The sequence below is a fragment of the Pseudomonas sp. RA_15y_Pfl2_54 genome (assembly GCF_963971015.1).
GTDB classification, from domain to species: domain Bacteria; phylum Pseudomonadota; class Gammaproteobacteria; order Pseudomonadales; family Pseudomonadaceae; genus Aquipseudomonas; species Aquipseudomonas baetica_A.
Genome location: NZ_CAXAPN010000050.1, coordinates 12,039 through 31,339, shown reverse-complemented (window position 1 = coordinate 31,339; position 19,301 = coordinate 12,039). Strand labels below are relative to the sequence as shown.

Here is a 19,301-nt window from a genome sequence, read left to right as displayed (position 1 = left end):
GATCTCTCGTCAGCGGGAGGCGAATTCTACAGCGTTACACGCTGCTGTCAACACCTCTTTTTCAACTTCTTTCTGGCTTCGATGAACTGAAGCAACTTGCTGCCGAAAACTTCATAACTCATTGAATCTCAGGGAGTTTTTCGTTTCGACTGCGCCGGAAGTGGGGCGAATTATAGACGTCTGGAATTCGCCGTCAACACCTATTTTCAATTCCCCTCAGACTTCAACGAAATACGCGCGAATGCCTTCTTACCGGCCTGGCAAACGTGAGTCGCCCCCAGTACGTATATAAAGGAGCGATCAACCACCTCACCATCAACCCGCACACCACCAGAAGCCAGCAGATCTCGTGCAGCAGCGGAGTTCTTCACCAGGCCCGCCTTGTTAAGGACAGCAGCGATTGGCATATCTTCAGCAGAAGCCAATTCGATCTCCGGCAGATCATCCGGCAACTCGCCATCCTTCATACGATTACCCGCTGCGCGGTGAGCATTGGCAGCCGCCTCTTCACCATGGAAGCGTGCAACGATCTCTTCAGCCAGTTTGATTTTGATATCGCGCGGATTGGCTCCAGCCTCTACATCAGCACGGAACGCACCAATCTCATCCATGGTACGGAAACTGAGCAACTCGAAGTAACGCCACATAAGCGCATCCGGAATAGAAACCAGCTTGCCGTACATGACACCAGGCGCCTCCTGGATGCCGACGTAATTGCCCAGCGACTTGGACATTTTCTTCACGCCATCCAGCCCTTCCAGCAGCGGCATAGTCAGAATGCACTGAGCCTCTTGACCATAACCACGTTGCAACTCACGCCCCATCAGGAGATTGAACTTCTGATCGGTACCACCCAACTCGACATCCGCACGCAGAGCGACAGAGTCATAACCCTGAACCAACGGATAGAGAAATTCGTGAATCGCGATCGGCTGATTGGTGGTGTATCGCTTATCGAAGTCATCACGTTCAAGCATGCGAGCAACGGTGTACTGCGAAGTCAGACGAATGAAATCTGCCGGCCCCATCTGATCCATCCAGGTGGAGTTGAACGCAACTTCGGTCTTCGCCGGATCAAGAATCTTGAACACCTGAGTCTTGTATGTCTCGGCATTTTCCAAAACCTGCTCACGAGTCAGCGGCGGCCGTGTTGCGCTCTTGCCGCTCGGATCACCGATCATCCCGGTAAAGTCACCTATAAGGAAGATCACCTGATGCCCCAGCTCCTGGAACTGGCGCAGCTTATTAATAAGCACGGTGTGACCCAAGTGCAGATCGGGAGCGGTTGGATCGAAACCAGCCTTAATACGCAGCGGCTGGCCACGCTTGAGCTTCTCGACCAGCTCGGACTCGACCAACAGTTCTTCCGCACCACGTTTAATCAGCGCTAGCTGCTCTTCAACCGACTTCATAACAGACCCGCAAGGCTCAGATTCAAAGGGAACCAACCATACAAGATCGCGCACCAATTACAAGTTTTGCCCGGCGCACGGACACCAATCCACAGACGCGAGGTCTGTAGACTTGCTTCAGAGATGATTTGGTTATATTTTATACAGTTATTTCATCTTCATCATGTCATTCATCTTTTCCAATTCATCATTTTTCAAAGTCAAAATTACTTATGACCACAGAACAGTCTAAAGCGCCGCCGCTTTACCCGAAGACCCACCTGCTCGCCGCAAGTGGAATCGCCGCCCTTCTCAGCCTGGCGCTCCTGGTATTTCCTTCCAGTGATGTTGAAGCCAAAAAGACAACCCTGAGCCTTGAACTGGAAAGTCCTGCTGATCAACTGGCACAAGATCAAGACGCCGCTGACGCGGCTCAAGCCACAAACGAGCCAGTAGCTTCGCCATTTGCACAGGTAGAAAACAGTAGCGAAAACGCCCCTGAAACCGCCTCTGCGACAGCTCAGCCCCCCGAAAAACCGAAAGACCCCGGACACCGTGAAATCGTCGTCGCCAAGGGCGATACGCTGTCCACATTATTCGAAAAGGTGGGGCTGCCGGCTTCGGCCGTGCATGAAGTACTGGCCAGTGACAAGCAAGCCAAGCAATTCAGCCAGCTCAAACACGGCCAGAAACTCGAATTCGATCTGAATCCGGAAGGGCAACTGACCAGCCTTCACAGCAAGGTCAGTGATGTCGAAACCATCACCCTGACCAAGAATGACAAAGGTTATTCCTTCAACCGTGTTATCGCGAAACCTACCGTTCGCACTGCTTATGCACACGGCGTCATCAACAGCTCGCTGTCGCAGTCCGCTGCGCGTGCTGGTCTCTCTCACAGCCTGACCATGGATATGGCCAACGTATTCGGCTATGACATCGACTTTGCGCAGGACATCCGTCAGGGTGATGATTTCGACGTCATCTACGAGCAGAAAGTGGTTAACGGCAAAGCTGTCGGCAACGGTCCGATCCTGTCCGCGCGGTTCACCAACCGAGGCAAGACCTACACCGCAGTTCGTTACACCAACAAACAGGGCAACAGCAGCTATTACACGGCTGACGGCAACAGCATGCGCAAGGCGTTTATCCGTACCCCGGTGGACTTTGCCCGCATCAGCTCGAAGTTCTCCATGGGACGTAAACACCCTATTCTCAACAAGATCCGCGCTCATAAAGGTGTCGATTACGCAGCACCACGCGGCACCCCCATCAAGGCTGCCGGTGACGGCAAAGTGCTGTTGGCCGGCCGTCGCGGTGGCTACGGCAACACAGTGATCATCCAGCACGGCAATACTTACCGTACCCTTTACGGCCACATGCAAGGCTTCGCCAAAGGCGTAAAAACCGGTGGTACCGTCAAGCAGGGCCAAGTGATCGGCTACATTGGCACCACCGGCCTCTCCACCGGTCCGCACTTGCACTATGAATTCCAGGTCAACGGCGTTCACGTCGATCCACTGGGACAAAAGCTGCCAATGGCCGATCCGATCGCCAAATCCGAGCGCGCTCGCTTCATGGCTCAGAGCCAGCCGCTGATGGCACGCATGGATAAAGAGAAGGCCACAATGCTGGCTTCGAGCAAGCGTTAAGCCATGACCCTGTATATCGGTGTAATGTCAGGCACCAGCCTCGATGGCCTGGACATCGCGCTGATCGAACTTGCCCCGGCGATCAAACTGATCGCCTCGCATTACATCCCTATGCCTGACCCCCTGCGCGCCGAGCTACTTGGCTTGTGCGCCAGCGGCCCTGACGAGATCGCCCGCTCTGCGATTGCACAGCAGAACTGGGTAAAGCTCGCCGCTCGGGGCATTCACACCCTCCTCGATCAGCAGAAGCTCCAACCTCAAGCCATACGCGCGATAGGCAGTCACGGCCAGACCATTCGCCATGAGCCCGCACGCGGCTTCACCGTACAAATCGGCAGCCCAGCCCTGCTGACAGAGTTGACGGGGATCACCGTGGTCAGCGACTTCCGCAGCCGCGATGTCGCTGCCGGAGGCCAAGGCGCGCCACTGGTACCAGCCTTCCATGAAGCCTTGTTCGAAGAGCGTACCGGCAACCAGGCTGTCTTGAATGTCGGCGGTTTCAGCAATCTCAGCCTGATCGAGCCGAACAAGCCTGTAGCCGGTTTCGACTGCGGCCCCGGAAACGTGTTGATGGACGCCTGGATTCAACAACAAGTCGGAGAAAACTACGATCGCAATGGTCAGTGGGCAGCCACTGGCGCCGTTGAACCAAGCCTGCTCAAAGCACTGCTCAGCGACCCTTTCTTCGTGACCAAAGGGCCGAAAAGCACGGGGCGGGAAGTGTTCAATCTGCCTTGGCTGGAGCAGCACCTCTCGCACCTACCGAAGCTTGCTGCTGAAAACGTCCAGGCCACGTTGCTGGAGCTGACTGCGCTGACTATCGTTGAGTCGCTGCAAAGCGCTCAATCCGATACCAGAGAACTGTTGGTCTGCGGTGGCGGCGCGCACAATGCCACGCTTATGAAGCGACTGGCCGATCTGCTGCCGAAGGCAAAAGTCGCCAGCACCGCCACGCGCGGTGTAGACCCGGACTGGGTCGAAGCCATGGCTTTCGCTTGGCTGGCCCATTGCTGTCTCGAAGGCATTGCCGCCAACCGCCCAAGTGTCACCGGCGCCCGCGGCTTTCGAGTACTTGGCGCCATCTACCCGGCCTGACTCAACTCACAGAAAACAAAACGCCGCAGAACCGTGAGGCTCTGCGGCGTTTTGCTGTGTACAGCGAAGTGCGTTCAGATCGAGAACGAAGATCCGCAACCACAGGTCGTGGTGGCGTTAGGGTTCTTGATCACGAAACGCGAACCTTCCAGACCTTCCTGGTAATCCACCTCGGCACCGGCCAGGTACTGGAAGCTCATCGGGTCAACCACCAGACTCACGCCTTCGCGCTCGACGATGGTGTCGTCCTCTGCCACCTCTTCATCGAAGGTGAAACCGTATTGAAACCCTGAACAACCGCCGCCCGTAACGAATACGCGCAGCTTCAAGCGATCATTCCCCTCTTCATCGACCAGGCTCTTCACCTTGTGCGCGGCACCGTGGGTGAATTGCAAAGCCGTGGGGGTGAAGGATTCGACGCTCATGCTGACTATCTCCCGGCGTTACGCCGCCATAATGCGTGATGACGCGCATTATCCGCTTGTCCGAGAAAATCGGTCAACTATTGTTACGGTATATCAATCAAGCCGATCGGCGGTTCAGAACGCAAAAAGGCCCGTTCAACGGGCCTTTTTACTGTGCAACCGAAAGGTTACGGCAGCATACCGGCGTGGGACAGACCGAAACGCTCGTCCAGGCCGAACAGGATGTTCATGTTCTGCACCGCCTGCCCCGACGCGCCTTTGACCAGGTTGTCGATCACTGACAACACCACAACCAGATCGCCATCCTGCGGACGGTGAACCGCAATACGGCAAACGTTGGCGCCGCGCACACTGCGGGTTTCCGGATGACTGCCGGCTGGCATCACATCGACGAACGGCTCATCGGCATAACGCTTTTCGAACAATGCCTGCAGATCCACCGAGCGATCAACCACGGTCGCGTAGAGCGTGGAATGAATGCCACGGATCATCGGGGTCAAGTGAGGAACGAACGTCAGACCGACATCCTTGCCCGCTGCACGACGCAGCCCTTGGCGAATTTCCGGCAGGTGACGGTGACCTTTCACCGCGTAGGCCTTCATGCTTTGCGACGTCTCGGAGTACAGCGAGCCTACAGCCGCGCCGCGACCTGCACCGCTGACACCGGACTTGCAGTCAGCGATCAAACGCGTGGTGTCGGCCAGACCGGCTTCAAGCAACGGCAGAAAACCCAACTGTGTTGCGGTTGGATAGCAACCCGGCACCGCGATCAGGCGTGCTTTCTTGATTTGCTCACGATTGACTTCAGGCAAGCCATAGACAGCTTCATCCAGCAACTGCGGAGCACCGTGAGGCTGACCGTACCACTTTGCCCATTCTTCAGCGTCTTGAAGACGGAAGTCCGCAGACAGGTCGATGACCTTGGTGCCTGCGGCCAGCAATTCACCTGCCAGTGCGTGAGCCACACCGTGCGGCGTCGCGAAAAACACCACATCGCAAGCGCCCAACGTTTTGATATCGGGCACGCTGAACGCAAGGCCGTCGTAGTGTCCGCGCAGGTTCGGGTACATGTCAGCCACGGGCAGACCGGCCTCGGATCGGGAAGTGATCACGACCACTTCTGCCTGCGGATGCTGCGCCAACAGACGCAGCAGTTCGACACCGGTGTAACCCGTGCCGCCGACGATACCGACCTTGACCATAAACCTGCCCTCAACGAACCCACTGGAAAGCCGTCGATAATAGGGGCCACGCGCGCCTGCGACAACCATCAAGGTGACGTGCGGACGCTCAAGCCTCTACTATCCGGCTTACCGTGAATGAGGGAAAAACCAAAATGCTCTATCTGTGGATCAAGGCTTTTCACATCGTCAGCGTCGTTTGCTGGTTTGCCGGGCTGTTTTACCTGCCGCGACTGTTCGTGTATCACGCGCAAAGTGAAGACACCGTCAGCAAGGAACGCTTCAGCGTCATGGAGCGCAAGCTGTATCGCGGCATCATGGGCCCGGCAATGATCGCTACGCTGATTTTTGGCGGCTGGCTGATCTACCTCAACCCGAGCATCTTCAGCCAGGGGGGCTGGATCCACGCGAAACTGACCCTGGTCGTCTTGCTGATCGGTTACCACCACATGTGCGGCGCGCAGGTAAAACGTTTCGCTCGTGGCGAGAACACCCGCAGCCATGTCTTTTATCGCTGGTTCAATGAAGTGCCGGTTCTGATATTGCTGGCTATCGTAATTCTGGTCGTGGTCAAGCCGTTCTAACTTCAACGAACACAACACTTTGGGGTACTTCCAATGTCGCTGCCCGCTCTGCTCGAACAACGTCTGCGCCTGCCAGTGGTAGCGGCGCCGATGTTTCTGATCTCCAACCCTGAACTGGTGATCGCCTGCTGCCGTAATGGCGTGGTCGGTAGCTTCCCGGCGCTGAACCAACGCGAAAGCAGCGGTTTCAAAGCCTGGCTGGAACAGATCGAAGCGGGGTTGGCGACACTGAGCAACCCGGCACCGTACGCAGTGAACCTTATTGTTCACAACAGCAACCCGCGTTTGCAGGCGGATCTGAATATCTGCATCGAGCACAAGGTGCCCATCGTCATCACCAGTCTCGGCGCGGTCAAGGAGCTGGTCGACGCCGTGCACAGCTATGGCGGTCTGGTCTTCCACGACGTCACCACCCGCCGTCATGCCGAGAAGGCTGCCCAGGCGGGTGTCGACGGTTTGATTGCGGTCGCGGCTGGCGCCGGTGGTCATGCTGGCACCTGGAGCCCGTTTGCACTGATTGCCGAGATCCGTGAGTTCTTCGACAAAACGTTGTTGCTTGCAGGATGCCTGAACCATGGGCATGAGATTCTTGCTGCACAGATGCTCGGCGCGGATTTGGCCTACTTCGGTACGCGATTTATCGGCACCACTGAAAGTCATGCACCTGACGCCTACAAGCAGATGCTGCTGACAGCCAAAGCGGCAGACATCATTCATACTCCCGCGGTCTCGGGGGTGCCGGCCAGTTTCATGCGTCAAAGCCTGGAGGCGGCCGGTTTCGACATGACCGCGCTACAAGGCAAGGGTGAAGTGAATTTCGGCGACAAGCTCAAACCGATAAGCGACGAAGCCAAAGCCTGGAAAACCGTGTGGTCTGCCGGTCAAGGTGTCGGACAGATCGATGATCTGCCAAGCGTGGATCAGTTGATCGCGCGCCTCGATGCCGAGTACCGCCAGGCCCAGGAGCGCGCAGCGCAGTTGCCCAAACGCTGGCCTCGCTGAGAAAATTGCGCCCGTCCCTGGTGGACAGGCCTTACACTAACGACCTTTCAATCTACTCGCGACAAGGATGCCTCGCTCATGAGCGACACCCGTTACAAGATCGTTTTCGACGGCGCTCTACAGCCCGGTGTCGATATCACCACTGCCAAACTCAATCTGGCGGATCTGTTCAAAACCGAAGTGACCGCCATCGAGCGTCTGTTCAATGGCAGTACAGTGGCACTCAAACGCGACCTGTCCCATGGCGATGCCCAAGCTTATTTGCAAGCGCTGAGCAAAACCGGGATCGATGCGCGCATCGAAACAGAAACAGCCATTGAGCTGAAGCTATCGGACGTCCACGAACAATCCGCTGGCGTGGCAGAACCGGACTCACCCTATGCACCACCTCGCGCCAGCGTAGGCGAGAGCCTGCCGCCATTCGCCACGCTCAAACCATTCAGCGTCGAAGGCAGGATTGGACGTTTACGCTTTCTGGCCTGGACGATGGTACTCAGCCTGGTGACGATGCCCATCGTCGGCGTGTTCGCCTTGATTGCGCTGGGACTGGTCAGCAGTGACTCCACCACCGGACTGATCATCGGCGGCATCTTTGCCTTTTTCCTGTTTCTGGGATTCATGATTGTCAGCATCCTGTTCACCGTTCAACGTTTGCACGACATCGGCTGGTCAGGCTGGCTGTGGTTACTGAACCTTGTACCGTTCGTGGGCAGTTTCTTCCCGCTGGTGATTATGGCCGTCCCCGGCAATACCGTCGCCAATCGCTATGGCCCTCCACCGCCCCCCAACAGCACCGCAGTGAAAGTGCTGTGCTCCCTGTGGATCGTGTTTGTCGCGCTGATATTCGCGGGCGCAATACTCGGTGGAATCTCGGCGGTTCAGCAGGAATACGAAAGCACCCTGGAAAGCAGTTACGAAAGCGGCTCTGTGACCACCGACGAAATCGATGTCGAAGTCGAGCCGGCAGCAAATTCCGCTGACGAGGCAGCCGAAGCCGCGCAGGCCCCTGTAGACTCTGCGAACGAATGAACAGCGCTCACCGCCGTGACACCCGCGTCGCTGGCGCGCAGTTGTTGCGATGGAGAATGGCATGACCCGTTACGCTCTGATCACTGGCGCCTCCAGCGGAATCGGCCTGGCCATGGCCGAAGCGCTGGCCCGGCGCGGCCGCAACCTGATTCTGGTGGCACGACAGCGTGATCAGCTGGAAAGCATTGCGATCGAACTGACCCAGCGCTTCGGCGTCGAGGTGCTGTTCCGCGCCTGCGATCTGGGCGAGCCGTTGCGCCTGTCCGGTTTTTTGCTGGAGCTGGAAGAAGGTGACCGACAGATCGATCTGTTGGTGAACTGCGCCGGCATCGGTACCTGTGGCCCCTTTTTGGCTCAGGACTGGATGACCGAACAGGATCTGATCGAGGTCAACATCCTCGCCCTCACCCGCTTGTGCCATGCGATCGGCAACAGCATGGCGCTGCAGGGTGGCGGGCAGATTCTCAACGTTGCCTCGATTGCCGCGTTCAATCCCGGCCCGTGGATGAGCACGTACTACGCCAGCAAGGCCTATGTCCTGCATTTTTCCGAAGCGCTGCGCGTGGAACTCAAGCAGAGCGCAGTAAAAGTTTCGGTTCTGTGCCCTGGCCCTACCCGCACAGCCTTTTTCCGCACCGCGCAGCTCAACAACGACAAACTCAACGACAGCAAAATGCTGATGAGTCCCGAAGAAGTCGCGCTATACACCGTGCGCGCACTGGAAAAAAACCGCGCGATCATCATTCCAGGACGGCGCAATCGCTGGCTCGCGTTTCTGCCGCGACTCGGTTCGCGCTGGCTCAATCGCACCCTCGTCGGCATGGTCAACAAGGCTTACTGCCCGCGCTGAACTGTCCTACGGCAAAACACTGGGCGGGCCCATTCCCCATGAGTACACTCAGGCCAGCCCACACAACGGAGAAAACAGCAGTGGATACTCTGTTCACCAAGATCATCAACCGGGAAATCCCGGCGAACATCATTTACGAGGACGACCAGGTTCTGGCGTTCCACGACATCGCCCCTCAGGCACCGGTACATTTTCTGGTGATCCCGAAGAAACCGGTGCGTACCCTCAATGATCTGACTGAAGACGACAAGGCACTGGCTGGGCATATCCTGTTCACTGCACAGCGTCTGGCGCTGGAGTTGGGTTGTGAAGAAGGCTTTCGCGTGGTGATGAACTGCAATGAAAAAGGTGGGCAGACCGTCTATCACATTCATATGCACGTACTGGGTCAGCGCCAGATGAACTGGCCACCGGGCTAAGGCACAATCCCCTCCACTGCGGGGGTGGGGCTTGCTCGTGAAGATGTGAGTACTTTCGGAGCATCTTCGGCTGACACACCGTTTTCGCGAGCACACCCCGCGCCCACAAAGCAGCATGCCCCTGCGGCATATGACCCAGCGCAAACCTTCCCTGGCCGATTCGGTTAAACTGGCCATCGAGATTCTTCCCGGAGGTCAGCATGACTACCCAACGTCACTACTCGCCGATTGACCGTCTTCTGCTGCAAGCCGATGCCGCGATGCGTACATTACTGCCATTCAGTGGCCAGCCGTATCGCCCGTCGCCGGCCATCCTGCAGCCGGAAACACAAATGAGCGACGAAGACACCCGCCATGTCGCCGGCCTGATGCGTATCAACCATACCGGTGAAGTCTGTGCCCAAGCGCTGTATCAGGGCCAGGCGCTGACCGCCAAGTTGCCGCAGGTGCGCGAAGCCATGGAGCACGCCGCCGAAGAGGAAATTGATCACCTGGTCTGGTGCGAACAACGCATCCAGCAACTAGGGAGCCATACCAGCGTTCTCAATCCGCTGTTTTATGGCATGTCGTTCGGCATCGGTGCTGTCGCTGGCTTGATCAGCGACAAGGTCAGCCTGGGGTTTGTCGCGGCCACCGAGCATCAGGTGTGCAAACACTTGAATGAGCATCTGGAGCAACTGCCGACTGAGGATGAAAAATCTCGGGCAATTCTGCTGCAGATGCGTATCGATGAAGAGCATCATGCCGAAAGTGCGCTGGAGGCTGGCGGTTTCCGCTTTCCGGCACCGGTCAAGTTCGGGATGAGTCTTTTGGCGAAGGTGATGACCAAGAGCACCTACCGGATCTGAAGATTGCATCCCTGCGAAAGAGCCTCTTCGCTGGTCAGTCAACGCCCACCGCTTCTTTATCCCAGCCATAAAAAAGGCGACTACCGCTAAGTAGTCGCCTTTTTTGTGCCTCGGCCCCGCCGGCTGGCCGATCACCGCCCTTAAAAAAGTGGCGCATCATGCAGACGTCAACCGGGGGTCGCCAGATCCTGCACTGCCTTTATGACGGTTGAATGTCGATTCAACCGAGTTCGACGATTTCGTAATCGTGGGTGATAGCAACGCCAGCGGCGCCGAGCATGATCGAAGCCGAGCAATATTTTTCGGCAGACAGTTCGATAGCGCGCTTGACCTGAGCTTCTTTCAGGCCACGGCCCTTGACCACGAAGTGCATGTGGATCTTGGTGAACACCTTCGGATCTTCAGTCGCGCGCTCGGCTTCAAGGAAGGCTTCACAGCTTTCAACGTTCTGACGGGACTTTTTCAGAATGCTGACCACGTCGAAGTTGCTGCAACCGCCGACGCCCAGCAGGAGCATTTCCATCGGGCGAACACCCAGATTACGACCACCGGCGTCCGGCGGACCGTCCATGACCACAACATGCCCACTACCGGATTCGCCGAGAAACATGGCCTCACCAGCCCATTGGATGCGTGCCTTCATCGCCCAGACTCCACTGTAAAAAAAGGGTCGCCAGCTTATCACAGGGCTTTGCTCTGGCAGCGAGCAGCGTTCATAGGACGAATGCTCCACCAGCGTAGGTAATTTCTCGAATTTGCGCGGAAGTGTCTGGTAAGCTGGCGCCAATTCGCTGGCGCTCAGCCAGTTGTGTAGCGACCGCCTTCAGCGCCTCATAAAAAATCAAACATAACCGTGCAGTTTTTTCGGGATACAACCATGGTTGCTATTACCCCCACACCCAAAATCAAGAACCTCGACAAGCTGTTGACGCATTGTCAACGCCGCCGGCATGCGGCCAAGAGCAACATCATTTGTGCTGGCGATCGTTCGGACACGTTGTACTTCATCATCAAGGGGTCGGTGACGATCCTGATCGAGGATGACGACGGCCGCGAGATGATCATTGCGTACCTGAATGCGGGGGACTTCTTCGGCGAACTGGGACTGTTTGAACAGGCCGGCCAGGAACAGCAGCGCAGTGCCTGGGTGCGGGCCAAGGTCGAGTGCGAAACGGCGGAAATCAGCTACGCGAAGTTCCGCGAATTGTCACAGCAGGATCCGGATATTCTTTACGTCCTCAGCGGACAAATCGCACAACGCCTGCGCAACACCACGCGCAAGGTCGGCGATCTGGCGTTCTTCGACGTCACGGGACGAGTGGCACGCTGCCTGTTGGAGTTGTGCAAGCAACCCGACGCGATGACCCACCCGGACGGCATGCAGATCAAGGTGACCCGTCAGGAAATCGGCCGGATCGTCGGTTGTTCGCGGGAGATGGTCGGTCGTGTGCTCAAGGATCTGGAGGAGCGCAACCTGGTCGACGTGAAAGGCAAGACGATGGTGGTCTTCGGTACGCGTTAGATACCGACGCTGTACATCTGCGCCAGCATTAAACGAAAGAGCTCATCGAGTCGCGCCAACGCCTGTGGCGCGCTGAATTTCTCGTGCAAAGCGATATGGCTTTCGGCACGCACTCGCGATTCCAGGCCACAAGCTTGGTTGAAACGATTGACCGCCGCGACCATCGATTCGCGTTCGTTCTCCATCAGCATCGCACCGTGTACCAGGCCTACCGGACGCTGTCCGCCCTGACTCTGGCGCCAGCGCTGGGCGGTGCCAACCATTTTGCGGCCGTCGAGATTAACGTTGAAACGCCCGTCACAAAAAGCTCCGTCGATCTCACCCAAGGACGATGTGCCGCCCAACTCATCAAGCAACTGACAGATCGGATCGCACAAGCGGCGGTAGCCGGTTTCGATGCGGTTCAGATCGCCTTCGTTGCGGGGTGGCGCGTAGACCAGTGCAATGTTGATCGTCGCCGCAGATTGCGGGACGGGTTCGCCGCCAGTTTCGCGCAGAAGCACCGGCCAGCCGGCAGCGGCAGAGACTTCGCAGGCATGTTCGAAACCGGGGAGGCGATTGAGGCGGCGCGGCATGACCAGCGCGCGGTCGCTGGGTCGCCAGAACAGAAGACCGAACTCCGCATCACCGGCGCAGACGGAGGCGAGCAAGTCCTGCTCGGCTTGCAGTCCGGCTTCGATGGTCAGGGCGGTTGGCTGCGACATGCATGGCTCCGACAGACTTGAAGTCTTTAGAGAATTTGAGGGCCTCTTCGCGAGCAAGCCCGGCCCCAAAGGGGACGCGGGCGCCTGCAAAAAAGATCAGTCGAGGGTCGAGCCGCTGACCGCAGCCCCACGTTCCGGGAAGAACAGACGCTGCAATTCGACCCCCGGGCTTTCGGCGCGCATGAACGCTTCGCCGACCAGGAACGCGTAAACGTCGCTGATTTCCATCAGTTCGACATCTGCACGGTTGAGGATGCCGCTCTCGGTAATTACCAAGCGATCGCGCGGAATACGCGGGAGCAGGTCGAGGGTGGTTTCCAGACTGACGTCGAAAGTGTGCAGATTACGGTTGTTGACCCCGACCAGTGGCGTATCGAGAGTTTTCAATGCACGCTCCAGCTCATCACCGTCGTGCACTTCCACCAAGACATCAAGACCAACGCCTTTGGCCACCGACGCCAACTCGGCCATTTTCACGTCATCCAGTGCAGAAACGATCAACAGCACGCAGTCGGCGCCCAGCGCACGGGCTTCGACGATCTGGTACGGATCGATCATGAAGTCCTTGCGGATCACCGGCAGTTTGCACGCGGCGCGAGCCTGTTGCAGGTACGCATCGGCGCCTTGGAAGTAATCGATATCGGTCAGTACGGAAAGACAGGTCGCCCCACCCTTCTCGTAACTTTTGGCAATGTCGGCCGGAACGAAGTTTTCGCGGATCACGCCTTTGCTTGGCGACGCCTTTTTGATCTCGGCAATGACCGCCGGCTGCTTGGTCTTGGCCTGCGCCAACAACGCCTGGGCGAAACCACGGGGCGCATCGGCCGCCTTGGCCAGATTTTCCAGCTCGCTCAGGCTCACACGAGCGCTACGCTCGGCGATTTCCTGAACTTTGCGCGCCAGAATGTTTTCCAGAACCGTCGGTACACTCATCCTTCATTCTCCACTTTGAATACCGCGGTAAAGGCGCCCAGCTCCTCGAGTTTTTCCCGAGCGAGGCCGGTGTGCAGAGCGTCGTGCGCCAGCTCCACGCCTTGTTTCAAACTGCTGGCCACGTCGGCGGCGTAGAGTGCCGCGCCGGCGTTGAGCACAATCATTTCGGCGGCTTTCTGGCCGTTCTCGGTTTTGCGCTTGCCCAGTGCGTCGCGGATCAACGCCAGCGAAGCTTCCGGGCCGTCGACCGACAGGCCGTGCAGGCTCTGGCTCTTCATGCCCAAGTCCTCGGGTTCGACCCAATACTCGGTGATCTCGTTGTTTTTCAGCTCGGCAACAAAAGTCGGCGCAGCAAGGCTGAATTCGTCCAGACCATCCTTGGAATGCACCACCAGCACATGCTTGCTGCCCAAGCGTTGCAAGACTTCCGCCAACGGGCGGCACAACGCCGGGTTGAACACACCCACCACCTGATGTTTAACACCGGCCGGATTCGTAAGCGGGCCGAGCATGTTGAACAGCGTACGCAGCCCCAGATCGCGGCGCGGGCCGGCGGCATACTTCATGGCTTTGTGATGGGTCTGGGCAAACATGAAACCGATGCCGACGTTGTCGATGCAACGGGCGACCTGAACCGGCGTCAGGTTGAGGTAGATACCGGCGGCTTCCAGCAAGTCGGCGCTGCCGCTCTTGCCCGACACCGCGCGATTGCCGTGTTTGGCCACGGTGCAACCCGCTGCCGCAACAACAAAAGAAGAAGCGGTCGATACGTTGAAAATGTTGGCACCGTCACCGCCGGTGCCGACCACATCGACCACACCGTCGAGGGTCTTGAGTTCGACCTGATCGGCCAGTTCACGCATCACCGATACGGCGCCGACGATTTCATCGATGCTTTCGCTCTTCATGCGCATGGCCATCATGAACGCGCCGATCTGCGCGTCAGTGCATTGGCCGGTCATGATTTCGCGCATCACGTCGCGCATTTCATCGGTGCTGAGGTCGAGGTGATCGACGATACGGCTCAGGGCTGTCTTGATATTCACGGGAAGTCCTTAGCGCGTGCCGCCGGTTTGTTTGAGGAAGTTGGCAAACAGTTCATGGCCCTGCTCAGTCAGGATCGACTCGGGGTGGAACTGTACACCTTCTATGTTCAGGGTCTTGTGACGCAGGCCCATGATTTCGTCGACAGAGCCGTCTTCGTGTTGCGTCCAGGCCGTCAGCTCCAGGCAATCGGGCAAGGTCGCGTGCTTGACGATCAGCGAGTGGTAGCGGGTGACAGTCAGCGGATGGTTGAGACCTTCGAAAACGCCCTTGTCCTCATGGAATACCGGACTAGTCTTACCGTGCATCACTTGGCGGGCACGCACCACATTCCCGCCAAAGGCCTGACCGATGGACTGGTGGCCGAGGCAGACGCCGAGAATGGGCAGCTTGCCGGCAAAGTGCTTGATGGCCTCGATGGAGATGCCGGCTTCGGTCGGCGTGCAAGGCCCCGGAGAAACCACGATGCGCTCTGGCTTGAGCGCTTCGATTTCGGCAATGGTCAATTCGTCGTTGCGCACGACTTTGACTTCGGCCCCCAGTTCGCCGAGGTACTGCACAACGTTGTAAGTAAAGGAGTCGTAGTTGTCGATCATCAGCAACATGGCGTTTCGAACCTCTTGAATTCTGACTTGAAGACAGCCTTCAGATGACTTGCCCGCAGGGCGCTGCACGATGTCGGGCGCACAGGTGGCGTCGGCAAAGCGGCATTTCAAACGGGCAAGGAAGGCAAAGCGATACAAATCCGGCCAGGCCGGCAGAAAAGATTCAGGCGCGCCAACGCCAACGGGCGTGTGCCTTGATGACTTGATCCAGAAGTTTGCTGGTGATCAACACGGGGAAGGTCTCGTTCATACGTTCCGGCACAGTAACTTAGCTGGGCAGAGCGTGCAATATGGCGGGGCTGACTGGGGACAAAACTACGCAAGGGTTCGTGACCGATGGCTAAAGGTCGAAAGTTTTTGGTACTGTCGTTTCGTTCACCTACAACAATAAATAAATGGACTTGCTCATGATCAAACAGACGTTGTTTGCACCGCTGGCCGGTTGCTTGCTCGCCCTGGCCTGCGCCCAGGCGAATGCTGCACCCAATCCATACTCAAGCTTCATTGTCTTTGGCGACAGCCTCAACGATGCCGGGACATTCACCGACACCGGCGGCCCGGCGGGCGCCACCCAGCGCTATACCAACCGTACCGGCCCGGTTTATCTGGATGGCAGCGGTGAACTGCGCTCGCTGAACTCCACGCAACTGCTGGGCGGACGCCTCGGGTTTACGGCGGATCAAACGGCCTCCTCCAGCTCCGCTGTACGCGCCAACGCAGGCCTGCCGGACGGCAACAACTGGGCGGTGGGGGGGTATCGAACTGACCAGATCCTTGACTCGATCACTACGCAATCTGCCACAGGGGAACGCACCCGCGCCGGCTACCTGCCGTCGAACGGCTTGCGCGCCGACCCGAATGCGCTGTACTACATTTCGGGCGGTGGCAATGACTTCCTGCAGGGTCGAATTCTCAGCCTGCCTCAGGCTAACGCGGGTGCCGACCGATTGGCTGACAGCGTACAAGCCCTGCAAACGGCCGGCGCCAAATACGTGATGGTCTGGCTGTTGCCTGATGTCGGTTTGACCCCGGCCATCAACGGTACGCCTTTTCAGGCGCTCAGCAGTCAACTCGCCAGCCAGTTCAACAGCCAATTGGTGACACGTTTACAGGGCATCAACGCTGAAATCATTCCGTTGAATATTCCAGTGCTCCTGTCGGAGGCTTTCGCAGATCCCGGACGTTTTGGCCTGGCCACCGACCAGAACCTGACCGCAACCTGCTTCAGCGGCAGCAGTTGCACGGAGAATGCCCGCTACGGCATCAACAGTGCGACGCCGGATCCGAGCAAGCTGATCTACAACGACGGCGTACACCCGACCGAAACCGGGCAGAAACTGATCTCCGACTACGCCTATTCGCTGTTGGCCGCACCGTGGGAGCTGACACTGCTGCCGGAAATGGCCCACGCCACGCTGCGTGCGCACCAGGATGAACTGCGTACTCAATGGAAAGCGGATTGGGAGAACTGGCAACCCGTCGGTCAGTGGCGGGCGATTGTCTCCGCCGGTGGCCAGCACCTGGATGTCGACAGCCAAAGCAGCGGCGCCAGCGCCGACGGCAGTGGTTACAACCTCAACGTGGGTGGCAGCTATCGCCTCAATGACGCTTGGCGGTTAGGCGTAGCGGCAGGTTTCTACCGGCAGAATCTGGAGGCAGGCCACAACGATTCGGACTACAAACTCAACAGCTATCTGGCGACAGCCTTCGCCCAGTTCCAGCAAAACCGCTGGTGGGCTGACGCTGCGCTGACCGGTGGCAAACTCGACTACGACAACCTCAAGCGCAAGTTCGATCTGGGCGTCAGTGAAGGTGCGGAGAAAGGTGATACCGACGGCCACCTGTGGGCGTTCAGTACCCGCATCGGATACGACATTGCCCAACCGGGCAGTGAATGGCATTTGTCGCCGTTCGTCAGCGCCGACTACGCCAGCGTGGATGTCGACGGTTACTCGGAAAAGAGCAACCGGGCCACAGCGCTGACCTTCGATGACCAGGCGCGCGATTCGAAACGTCTGGGCCTCGGTATTCAGGGCAAGTACAACATCACCCCACAAACCCAGGTGTTTGGTGAGTACGCCCACGAACGTGAGTACGAGGATGACGTGCAGAAGGTCAACATCGCGCTCAATACCCTGCCGGCCAACGACTTCAAACTCGAGGGCTACACACCGCAGAGTCATTTGAACCGTTTGAGCCTGGGCGTCAGCCATAAACTGACGGCCGATCTGGCGCTGCGTGGCGGTTATACGTTGCGCAAGGACGATGACTTTACCCAGCAGGGGGTTAACGTCGGCGTCGTGCTGGACTTCTAGGATCAATAAAAAACGCGGCGTCCTTTCGGGCGCCGCGTTTTTTTATGCTGAACACCAATCGAACGGTGGGAGCGGGCTTGCTCGCGAAAGCGCAGTGCCCGTCGACATGAATATTCGCAGATCCGCCGCTTTCGCGAGCAAGCCTGCTCCCACAGGTATTGGCGTGAACTCAGCTATCCGGGGTTTGCTCGGCCAGTGCCACGGCACGGAACATCGCACGGCGCTTGTTCAGGGTTTCTTCCCATTCCAGCGCTGGCACCGAGTCGGCGACGATGCCGCCACCGGCCTGTACGTGCAGTTCGCCGTTCTTGATCACCGCGGTACGGATCGCAATCGCGGTGTCCATGTTGCCGTTCCAGGCGAAGTAACCCACCGCACCGCCATACACACCACGCTTGACCGGTTCGAGTTCGTCGATGATTTCCATCGCACGAATCTTCGGTGCCCCGGACAAGGTGCCCGCCGGCAGAATCGCCCGCAGCGCGTCCATCGCCGTCAGCCCGGTTTTCAACTGGCCGGTGACGTTGGAAACAATGTGCATCACGTTGGAATAACGCTCGATGACCATCTTCTCGGTGAGTTTCACCGAACCGATTTCCGAGACACGTCCGGTGTCGTTACGCCCCAGATCGATCAGCATCAAGTGCTCGGCGATCTCTTTATCGTCGGACAGCAGGTCTTCTTCCAGCGCCAGATCGGCTTCTTCTGTCGCGCCACGCGGGCGAGTACCGGCAATCGGACGCACCGTGATCAGGTTATCCTCGACCCGCACCAGCACTTCCGGCGAACTGCCGACGACGTGGAAGTCGCCGAAGTTGAAGAAGTACATGTACGGCGTCGGGTTGAAACAGCGCAAGGCGCGATACAGATCGATCGGTGCGGCCTTGAAGTCGATCGACATGCGCTGCGACGGCACGACCTGCATGCAGTCACCGGCGAGGATGTATTGCTTGATGGTGTCGACGGCTTTTTCGTAATCGTCTTGAGTAAAACTGGAGCGGAACACCGGGTCAGCGGACTGCTGCTTGCTGAAGTCCAGACCACGACGCGGGGTGATCGGCTGGCGCAGCTTCTCCAGCAGTCCCTGCAATTGCGCCTGACCTTGCTCGTAGGCATCCGCCTGCGCAGGGTCGGCCAATACGATGGCGTGCATCTTGCCGGCGAGGTTGTCGAACACCACGACCGCATCGGACACCATCAACAGAATGTCCGGTACGCCCAGCGGATCAGGGTTGGGGCACTTGCCCAGGCGTTTCTCGACATAACGCACGCAGTCGTAACCGAAATAACCGACCAGACCGCCGTTGAATCGCGGCAGGCCAGCAATGGTCGGCACGTTGTAGCGGGCCTTGAAGGTTTCGACGAAGGCCAGCGGATCTTCAACGTCGTGGCTTTCAGTCTCGACGCCATCAACGGTGATGCTGACGTGATGATCGTAAACCCGCAGCACGGTGCGGCACGGCAGACCGATGATCGAGTAACGGCCCCATTTCTCGCCGCCCTGCACGGACTCGAGCAGGTAGGAGTTGGGTTGGTCAGCCAGTTTCAGGTAGATCGACAGCGGCGTGTCGAAGTCGGCCAGGGTTTCGCAGGCCAACGGAATGCGGTTGTAGCCATCAGCGGCCAAGCGCAGGAATTCTTCGCGAATCATAAGATGCCTCGTGGTGTGAGGTGCTGTCAGTCAGGTGTGCAAACGCGCCGGCAG

Annotated in this window: 19 protein-coding genes; 10 read left to right on the top strand and 9 right to left on the bottom strand. The window is 58.0% G+C overall.

Annotated elements, in window-relative coordinates; genetic code table 11:
- Positions 1-206: 206 nt before the first annotated feature.
- Complete coding sequence (gene tyrS / locus AACY50_RS26930; RefSeq protein WP_339433333.1) at positions 207-1,412, bottom strand: tyrosine--tRNA ligase; 1,206 nt, start codon at positions 1,410-1,412, stop codon at positions 207-209.
- A gap of 212 nt (positions 1,413-1,624) precedes the next feature.
- Here tyrS and AACY50_RS26925 point away from each other — a divergent pair, with 212 nt between their 5' ends.
- Together AACY50_RS26925 and AACY50_RS26920 are read left to right on the top strand one after the other, a co-directional pair.
- Positions 1,625-3,040, top strand: a complete 1,416-nt coding sequence (locus AACY50_RS26925) for a peptidoglycan DD-metalloendopeptidase family protein (protein WP_339433336.1) — start codon at positions 1,625-1,627, stop codon at positions 3,038-3,040.
- 3 nt (positions 3,041-3,043) lie between these two features.
- Positions 3,044-4,135 (top strand): anhydro-N-acetylmuramic acid kinase, encoded by a 1,092-nt coding sequence (locus AACY50_RS26920; RefSeq protein WP_339539598.1) that lies wholly within the window; start codon positions 3,044-3,046, stop codon positions 4,133-4,135.
- Positions 4,136-4,209: 74 nt separating this feature from the next.
- Here AACY50_RS26920 and erpA read toward each other — a convergent pair whose 3' ends face one another.
- Both erpA and argC read right to left on the bottom strand, forming a co-directional pair.
- Positions 4,210-4,560, bottom strand: coding sequence for an iron-sulfur cluster insertion protein ErpA (gene erpA / locus AACY50_RS26915; protein ID WP_060541601.1), 351 nt, complete (start codon positions 4,558-4,560; stop codon positions 4,210-4,212).
- A gap of 167 nt (positions 4,561-4,727) precedes the next feature.
- Complete coding sequence (gene argC / locus AACY50_RS26910; RefSeq protein ID WP_339433331.1) at positions 4,728-5,762, bottom strand: N-acetyl-gamma-glutamyl-phosphate reductase; 1,035 nt, start codon at positions 5,760-5,762, stop codon at positions 4,728-4,730.
- Between the two features lie 134 nt (positions 5,763-5,896).
- Here argC and hemJ point away from each other — a divergent pair, with 134 nt between their 5' ends.
- The 6 genes from hemJ (at position 5,897) to coq7 (ending at position 10,473) form a co-directional block, all read left to right on the top strand.
- Positions 5,897-6,325 carry a protoporphyrinogen oxidase HemJ gene (gene hemJ, locus AACY50_RS26905; protein WP_339433330.1) on the top strand — a complete coding sequence of 143 codons (429 nt, stop codon included), beginning with the start codon at positions 5,897-5,899 and terminating at the stop codon, positions 6,323-6,325.
- A 33-nt stretch (positions 6,326-6,358) separates the two neighbouring features.
- On the top strand, positions 6,359-7,327 hold the full coding sequence (locus AACY50_RS26900; protein WP_339433329.1) for an NAD(P)H-dependent flavin oxidoreductase: 969 nt from the start codon (positions 6,359-6,361) through the stop codon (positions 7,325-7,327).
- A 78-nt stretch (positions 7,328-7,405) separates the two neighbouring features.
- Entirely contained in the window at positions 7,406-8,356 is a 951-nt protein-coding gene (locus AACY50_RS26895; RefSeq protein WP_339433328.1) for a DUF805 domain-containing protein, read from the top strand.
- A 61-nt stretch (positions 8,357-8,417) separates the two neighbouring features.
- Positions 8,418-9,206 carry an SDR family NAD(P)-dependent oxidoreductase gene (locus tag AACY50_RS26890; RefSeq protein ID WP_339539595.1) on the top strand — a complete coding sequence of 263 codons (789 nt, stop codon included), beginning with the start codon at positions 8,418-8,420 and terminating at the stop codon, positions 9,204-9,206.
- A gap of 80 nt (positions 9,207-9,286) precedes the next feature.
- A complete protein-coding gene (locus AACY50_RS26885; protein ID WP_122594836.1) occupies positions 9,287-9,625 on the top strand; it encodes a histidine triad nucleotide-binding protein in 339 nt (112 codons plus the stop codon).
- A 200-nt stretch (positions 9,626-9,825) separates the two neighbouring features.
- On the top strand, positions 9,826-10,473 hold the full coding sequence (gene coq7 / locus AACY50_RS26880; RefSeq protein WP_339539593.1) for a 2-polyprenyl-3-methyl-6-methoxy-1,4-benzoquinone monooxygenase: 648 nt from the start codon (positions 9,826-9,828) through the stop codon (positions 10,471-10,473).
- Positions 10,474-10,693: 220 nt separating this feature from the next.
- On the opposite strand, the gene AACY50_RS26875 is transcribed toward coq7, so the two are convergent.
- On the bottom strand, positions 10,694-11,116 hold the full coding sequence (locus AACY50_RS26875; RefSeq protein ID WP_221731079.1) for an OsmC family protein: 423 nt from the start codon (positions 11,114-11,116) through the stop codon (positions 10,694-10,696).
- 234 nt (positions 11,117-11,350) lie between these two features.
- Here AACY50_RS26875 and crp point away from each other — a divergent pair, with 234 nt between their 5' ends.
- Positions 11,351-11,995, top strand: coding sequence for a cAMP-activated global transcriptional regulator CRP (gene crp, locus AACY50_RS26870; protein WP_339433325.1), 645 nt, complete (start codon positions 11,351-11,353; stop codon positions 11,993-11,995).
- On the opposite strand, the gene AACY50_RS26865 is transcribed toward crp, so the two are convergent.
- The 4 genes from AACY50_RS26865 to AACY50_RS26850 form a co-directional block, all read right to left on the bottom strand.
- Positions 11,992-12,699, bottom strand: coding sequence for a lipoate--protein ligase family protein (locus AACY50_RS26865; protein WP_339433324.1), 708 nt, complete (start codon positions 12,697-12,699; stop codon positions 11,992-11,994). The genes crp and AACY50_RS26865 overlap by 4 nt on opposite strands.
- 96 nt (positions 12,700-12,795) lie before the next feature.
- Positions 12,796-13,632, bottom strand: a complete 837-nt coding sequence (trpC, locus tag AACY50_RS26860) for an indole-3-glycerol phosphate synthase TrpC (RefSeq protein WP_339433323.1) — start codon at positions 13,630-13,632, stop codon at positions 12,796-12,798.
- Complete coding sequence (trpD, locus tag AACY50_RS26855; RefSeq protein WP_123532375.1) at positions 13,629-14,678, bottom strand: anthranilate phosphoribosyltransferase; 1,050 nt, start codon at positions 14,676-14,678, stop codon at positions 13,629-13,631. The genes trpC and trpD overlap by 4 nt, the downstream gene beginning before the upstream one ends.
- A 9-nt stretch (positions 14,679-14,687) precedes the next feature.
- Positions 14,688-15,281, bottom strand: coding sequence for an aminodeoxychorismate/anthranilate synthase component II (locus AACY50_RS26850; RefSeq protein ID WP_339433322.1), 594 nt, complete (start codon positions 15,279-15,281; stop codon positions 14,688-14,690).
- Positions 15,282-15,688: 407 nt separating this feature from the next.
- Between AACY50_RS26850 and estP the strand changes: the two genes are divergently transcribed.
- Positions 15,689-17,596: an esterase EstP gene (estP, locus tag AACY50_RS26845; RefSeq protein WP_339433321.1), complete on the top strand. Its 1,908-nt coding sequence runs from the start codon at positions 15,689-15,691 to the stop codon at positions 17,594-17,596.
- Between the two features lie 169 nt (positions 17,597-17,765).
- Here the strand turns inward: estP and trpE are convergent, their stop codons facing one another.
- Positions 17,766-19,247, bottom strand: a complete 1,482-nt coding sequence (gene trpE / locus AACY50_RS26840; RefSeq protein WP_339433320.1) for an anthranilate synthase component I — start codon at positions 19,245-19,247, stop codon at positions 17,766-17,768.
- Positions 19,248-19,301: the final 54 nt, after the last annotated feature.